Genomic DNA, 6,418 nt, shown 5'->3' with positions numbered 1-6,418 from the left:
ATGTTTTTAAAAATTTAGAGATTGATGATATAAATTTAAAAAATAATTTTATAAAGAGTAAAAATAAAAATAGCGTGAATATATTTTTAATAATTGGAGCATTAATTTTATTAAATCTATGCATATTTATTTTATTAAATAATAGAGAAAATAAATTAAAAACGGAGTTTTCAAATTCTTTAAAAGAAATAGCTTTAGAAAAAGATAAAAACACTACATTAAAAGATGACAGAGAAAAAGATGAAAAAGGGATTGAAGGATACAATAAAAAGTTTGAATCATTAGTTGAGAATTTTGAAAATATAAGTAATACTGATATATTTTTTGAGGAATATAAATTTTTAGAAAATAGAGTTACAATAAAAGGAGCTGCAAATTCTACAGCAGTTTTAGAAGATTTGCTAAAAAAACAAAAAAATATAAAGCTGATTTCAAGTTCTGTAAGAAATGGATACTTGTATTTTGAAATTGAAGTTGGATTGAGGGATTTAGATGAAGATAGGTAAGTTAACAGATGATGAATTAAAAGAGCATATATTTAAACACATTTCAAATTGTAGAAAAGAAGTTTTGAAAAAATCAGATATAGGAATAGATACAGCAGTTTTGGATTTAAAGGATGATTTAGTGGTTCTATCAGTAGACCCAATTACCGGGACTAATTGTGGAATAGGTAAACTATCTGTAAATATATCTTGTAATGATGTTGCAACAGAAGGAGCTACTCCGGTTGGAATATTACTCAGTGTTTTAGCTCCACCAAGCTGTGAATTAAAAGATTTAGAAGAAGTAATGATAGAAGCTAGCGATGAATGTAAAAAAATGAATATTGACATAATAGGCGGACATACAGAAATAACTGATGCTGTGAATAAGATAATAGTGACATCGGTTGTGGTTGGAAAGTTAAATAGAAATTCTGTGCTAAATAAAAAATTAGTTAAAAATGGAGATATAGTTTGTGTATCTAAGTATATAGCAATGGAAGGCACATATATAGTGACAAACGAAAAGAAGGGTTTATTAAATTTAACTGAAACGGAAATTAAAGAAATAGATGAGATGGGAGAAAGTATTTCTATCGTGAAAGAGGCAATGCTAGCAAAAGAAAATAATGTTAAATTTATGCATGACATAACAGAGGGTGGTGTATATGGTGCTCTTTGGGAAAGCAGTGAGTTCTTAAAGAAAAAATTTATTATTGAGAAAGAAAGAATTCCTTTAAAAAAAGTGAGTAAAAAAATTTGTAGTGAACTTTCTTTAGATCCATACAGGCTTATCTCAAGTGGTTCATTAATTATGGTTTTTGGTGAAAAGGATTTTGAAAATTTCAAGTCAAAATGTGAGTATGAAAATATAAAAGTAACTAACATAGGATATGTTGCTGAGGGAAGTGGAATAGAAGTAATATCTGAAGTGAATGAGTTAATAGAAAATACAACAGTGGATGAGCTATACAAGATACTTTAAGTAATATTTGAAAAAGTTTTTGATAAGTGGTATAAATTATAGAGTAAGGGGGAATTATGGAATATAAACGAATTATATTATTGGTGTTTATTATTTCTATTTTTATACCGACAAATATTTATGCTAACAACGTACTTAATATAAAAATTGATAATAAAAATGCGCAAGTAAATAAAGTTAATGTAAAAGTTAATGGAGAAATTTTAAAAGTTGATTATACGGCTTATACTATAGGTGGTAGAACTTTTGTACCTATAAGAGAGCTTACGGAAAGCTTAGGAGCAAAAGTATTTTGGGATAATAAAACAAATAGTGCTACTATAGAAAATAAAAAGCAGTCTATAAAGATGAAGATTGACTCTGATGTGATTTATATAAATAGTGTTAAAAATACAATTTCAAAAGATTCTATACCTAAATTTGCAACGTACTCAACTCCTAAATACGAGACAAAGACAATGGTACCACTAAGATTTTTATCAGAGACTTTTGGATATTCAGTTTCTTGGGATCAAGAATCTCAGACTGCAATAGTAAATACTACTAAAGAAGCTAAACCTATAAGTCAAGAGACATCTGAATCTAAAAATAATACTAAAACAGAGATTAAAGTTGATTCTAAAACAAGTGATAAGGAAAATTCTGAAAAAAAGCTGCTGCATTGACTATAAATGATACAAAAAATGGTATAATAGTTAAACCTAAAAAGACAGATGGTTTTAGGTCAGAAAATGAACTCAAACAAATGAAAGAACTTGATAAGGCAGAACAACTTGTAGAACCTCAAAAAAAGAGAAATATTTCAAAGACTCTTAAGAAAAAGGTAAAGTTACAATAGTTTTAGATGCAGGTCATGGCGGTAAGGATAGTGGTGGACTTAGTAAAGATGGGTATATGGAAAAAGTACCTACTTTAAAAGTTGCTAAAAGATTATCTGAAAAATTAAAAGATAAGGGCTATGAAGTAATAATGACTAGAGATAGTGATGTATATATTGAACTTTTGGATAGAGCAGGGATTTCAAATGATTCGGAAGCAGAATTATTTTTATCAATTCATTTCAATTGTTCTGTAAATACAGAAGCTAGTGGAGTAGAAACTTTTTATGCCAGTGAAAAGACTGTTGGTATAAAATCTGTTGAGCAAAAACCTTTTGCCCAAGAAATACAAAGAGCTGTAATATCAGCTACAGGAGCAAAGAGCAGAGGTGTTAAAGATGGTTCCAGTTATTTAGTATTAAATAAGACCAACACAGTAGCGGCTCTTGTTGAACTTGGATTTTTATCTAATTTAGAAGAGTTAGATAAAATTAAAGATGATGAATATATAGACAAATTAGTTGAAGGTGTTTATCAGGGAATAAATAACTATGTAGATAAGTATGTGGAATAAAGAGGTTTTTAACCAACATAAAATCATGGTTAGACCAAGAACTTAAAATTCTATTAAGAGAGGTCATCGACCTCTTTTCTTTTTGGAGGGAATATGAGAAAAGATAGAAATAATAATGAAATGAGAAATATAAAAATACAAAACAATTATTTAAATCATCCAGATGGCTCTGTTTTGATAGAATGTGGAAATACAAAAATTATATGTACAGCGATGATAGAAGATAAAGTACCTTTCTTTTTAAAGGGGAAAAATACTGGATGGCTATCAAGTGAATATTCTATGCTACCTGGCTCAACAGATACAAGAAAAGTTAGAGATTCTTCAAGAGGTAAAATTGACGGAAGAAGTCAAGAAATACAAAGATTAATCGGGAGAAGTTTAAGACAGGCTATAGATCTTTCAAAAATTGGTGAGAGAACAATATGGATTGATTGTGATGTAATATCTGCTGATGGGGGAACTAGAACAACTAGTATAAATGGAGCATATGTTGCATTAAAATTAGCAGTGGATAAATATATTGAAAAGGGAATTTTTAATGAAGATCCAATTATAAGTAAAATTGCAGCTTTGTCTGTAGGGGTAGTCAATGGAGAAAATCTAGTAGACCTGTGCTATAAAGAAGATTCGAAAGCTGATGTAGATTTAAACTTAGTAATAAATGATAAATTTGAATTTATTGAAATTCAAGGTACAGCAGAAGGTAGACCTTTTTCTTTAGATAGATTAAATCAATTATTGGATTTATCAAAGGAATCTTTCAATAAAATATTTGAGATTCAAGAAAAAGCAACTAAGAAAGCAAAAAAAATAGTTTTATCAACAGACAATGCACATAAAGTTGAAGAGATAAACAAAATTCTAGAAGGATTAGATGTTCAGATATTAACTAAATCTGAAATTTTAAAATCAAATTTAGAAGTTGAAGAAAACTCTGATACATTGCAAGGTAATGCACATTTAAAAGCTGTAGAGATGAAAAAATATACAAATTATGCAGTTATAGCAGATGATACAGGACTTTTTGTAGATGAGTTAAATGGAGAACCCGGTGTAAAATCAGCTAGGTATAATGAAAAATTTGACCATAATGATACAGAAAATAGAAAACTACTTCTTAAGAATTTAGAAAAATCTAGTAATAGAAAAGCTAAATTTAAAACAGTAATAGCTTATATTGGCGAAAATAATGAAGAAATATTTTTTGAAGGAGTATGCAAGGGTGATATAATTAAATCAGAAAAAGGTGATGCAGGATTTGGATATGACAGTATATTTGTTCCAAAAGGATATGATAAAACTTTTGCAGAACTTGGAAATGAAGAAAAAATAAAATAAGTCATAGGTCAAATGCATTGAAAAAGTTTAGACAATTTATAGAAGATGAATTAAGTAAGTAAAGTGGTTCAAGTATAGATTTTCTAATTTGTCATATAAAGATATTAACTGGAAAATTTATACTTGAAAGATTATTAAATTTTTGATAAAATATTTTTTGTTGTAGGGGTATAGTTCAGTTGGTAGAACATTGGTCTCCAAAACCAAGTGCCGTGGGTTCGAGTCCTGCTACCCCTGCCATAAATTCAACCGTTATTTACTAATTTTTAGTGAATAGCGGTTTTTTATTGCTAATGTTAGCATTTATAATGTAAACTGAATTTATGGTGGAACTTAAAAAATATTTAATATAAGTGCGGTTAATCTATAAAATGAAATTGATTTTTTATAATATTTACTATATATTATTTTAGAATGGAGGGGTAGCTTGAAGATATTATTCGATGCCAATGGAGGAGATAATGCACCTTTTGAAATAGTGAAAGGAGCTATAGATGCAAGAAACGAACTTGGAGTTGAAATAGCTTTTGTAGGAAATGAAGATTCTATAAGAAGTTCGCTTAATAAATTAAATGAAAAAGCTGAAATAGTAAATGCAAGCGAGAATATTGAAAACAATGAAGAACCTGCTTTTGCTCTTAGGAAAAAGAAAGACTCTTCTACAGTAGTTGGACTTAGTCTTTTAAAAGAAAAAAATATGATGCTTTTGTATCGGCAGGAAGTACAGGTGCATTACTTGCTGGTGGTCTATTTATAATTGGAAGAATAGATAATGTAAAAAGAGCTGTGTTACCAACTTCTATACCTAATTTAAAAGGTTCTACATTGGTTATAGATTCTGGTGCGAATATGGATTGTAGTGAAGATTTATTATTACAATTTGCAAAGATGGGCGACCAATATTTAAAAATAAATGGAATCGAAAATCCTAGAGTAGGACTTTTGAATGTTGGTGTTGAAGAACACAAAGGGAATACTTTAACAAAGGCTGTATATCCTCTACTTAAAGATTCAGGATTAAACTTTATTGGAAATGTAGAGGCGAGAGATTTATCTTTGGGAGTTTGTGATTTAGTAGTTTGTGATGGTTTTATAGGAAATGTACTTTTAAAGACTACAGAAGGTACAGCTTATTTTGTTTCTAAAATGCTTGAAAGTTTGGTTGGAAAAGCCAATTTATCATCAGAAATGCTGAAAGAAGTAGGAAGTTTAATGATTAAAGCTAAAAAATCTTTAGACTACAGCGAAATTGGAGGGGCATTGTTACTTGGAATAAAAGAAATAGTAATAAAAGCGCATGGAAGTTCTGATAGCAAGGCTATTAGGAATGCAACAAAACAAGCTTTACAGGCATATGAAACAAAAATAGTTGAAAAAATAGGATTAATTTTTAATAGGTGAGGAAATGAGAGAGAGAATTTTACAATTAATAGCAGATCAATTTGGAAGAGATGTAGATGAATTAGAAGAAGATATGACATTTGTTGATGATTTAGGTGCAGATTCTATAGATATAGTTGAACTTGTAATGAGTATTGAAGATGAGTTCTCAATAGAACTTGAAGAAGACCACTTAAAAGAATTATCAACAATTTCTGATGTTATTGAATACGCAAAAGAATTGAACATTGAAGGTGAATAATAAGGATATAAAAAAATTATGTTCTATAATAGATTATAATTTTAATAATGATTTATATTTAGAAACTGCACTTGTGCATTCGTCGTATTTAAATGAAAATGAATCTTATCAAAAAAATAATCAGAGACTTGAATTTTTAGGAGATGCTGTTTTAGAACTTGTTATAACCGAAGAATTATTTTTAAATAATTTGAATATGAGAGAGGGAAAGTTATCTCAGCTTAGAAGTAAAATTGTAAGTGAACAAGCTCTGTATAAAATTGCTAAAGATATAAATTTAGGGATGTTTATTAAATTTGGTAGAGGAGAGTACAAAGCCGATGGGAATTATCGAGCTTCTATAATGGCGGATGCGTTAGAGGCCTTGATAGGAGCTGTGTATTTAGATGGTGGGCTTTCTAGCGCTAAAAAAGTGGTCTTAAGTCTATGTGATGAAAATATAAGAGCTGCTCTTTCTAATAAAATAAATATTGATTATAAAACACTACTTCAAGAGTTTTCTCAAAGAGATTCGAAAAAAGAAGTAGAATATGTTTTAAGAGAAGAAAAGGGACCTGACAATAATAAGACATT

8 protein-coding genes, 1 tRNA gene and 1 pseudogene are annotated in these 6,418 nt (G+C 28.9%); all 10 read left to right on the top strand.

Annotation, left to right across the window (positions count from 1 at the left end):
* Positions 1–506, top strand: a 506-nt coding sequence (locus HMPREF9129_RS11715) for a hypothetical protein (protein ID WP_004821704.1), incomplete at its 5' end; no start/stop codon positions are given.
* The gene (locus tag HMPREF9129_RS06485) at positions 493–1,470 is read left to right on the top strand and encodes an AIR synthase related protein (RefSeq protein ID WP_004821702.1); all 978 of its coding nucleotides are present in this window, start codon (positions 493–495) and stop codon (positions 1,468–1,470) included. The genes HMPREF9129_RS11715 and HMPREF9129_RS06485, both read left to right, overlap by 14 nt.
* A gap of 56 nt (positions 1,471–1,526) precedes the next feature.
* On the top strand, positions 1,527–2,135 hold the full coding sequence (locus HMPREF9129_RS06480; protein ID WP_004821701.1) for a stalk domain-containing protein: 609 nt from the start codon (positions 1,527–1,529) through the stop codon (positions 2,133–2,135).
* Positions 2,132–2,308, top strand: a complete 177-nt coding sequence (locus HMPREF9129_RS11430) for a hypothetical protein (RefSeq protein ID WP_004821698.1) — start codon at positions 2,132–2,134, stop codon at positions 2,306–2,308. Before HMPREF9129_RS06480 ends, HMPREF9129_RS11430 begins: the two co-directional genes overlap by 4 nt.
* 56 nt (positions 2,309–2,364) lie before the next feature.
* Positions 2,365–2,862, top strand: coding sequence for an N-acetylmuramoyl-L-alanine amidase family protein (locus HMPREF9129_RS06475; protein WP_004821697.1), 498 nt, complete (start codon positions 2,365–2,367; stop codon positions 2,860–2,862).
* 93 nt (positions 2,863–2,955) lie between these two features.
* Positions 2,956–4,203: a ribonuclease PH gene (rph, locus tag HMPREF9129_RS12690; RefSeq protein ID WP_004821695.1), complete on the top strand. Its 1,248-nt coding sequence runs from the start codon at positions 2,956–2,958 to the stop codon at positions 4,201–4,203.
* Between the two features lie 164 nt (positions 4,204–4,367).
* Positions 4,368–4,443 (top strand) — tRNA-Trp (locus HMPREF9129_RS06465).
* Between the two features lie 238 nt (positions 4,444–4,681).
* Positions 4,682–5,604, top strand: a pseudogene (plsX, locus tag HMPREF9129_RS06460) (phosphate acyltransferase PlsX).
* Between the two features lie 4 nt (positions 5,605–5,608).
* Positions 5,609–5,845 (top strand): acyl carrier protein, encoded by a 237-nt coding sequence (acpP, locus tag HMPREF9129_RS06455; RefSeq protein ID WP_004821689.1) that lies wholly within the window; start codon positions 5,609–5,611, stop codon positions 5,843–5,845.
* A partial coding sequence (gene rnc, locus HMPREF9129_RS06450) for a ribonuclease III (protein ID WP_004821687.1) occupies positions 5,838–6,418 on the top strand: 581 nt, incomplete at its 3' end. The genes acpP and rnc, both read left to right, overlap by 8 nt.

The sequence above is a fragment of the Peptoniphilus indolicus ATCC 29427 genome, from assembly GCF_000227315.1.
Taxonomy (GTDB): Bacteria; Bacillota; Clostridia; order Tissierellales; family Peptoniphilaceae; genus Peptoniphilus; species Peptoniphilus indolicus.
Note: the sequence above shows the minus strand (reverse complement) of the source record. Positions and strands in the feature narration are given on the sequence as shown.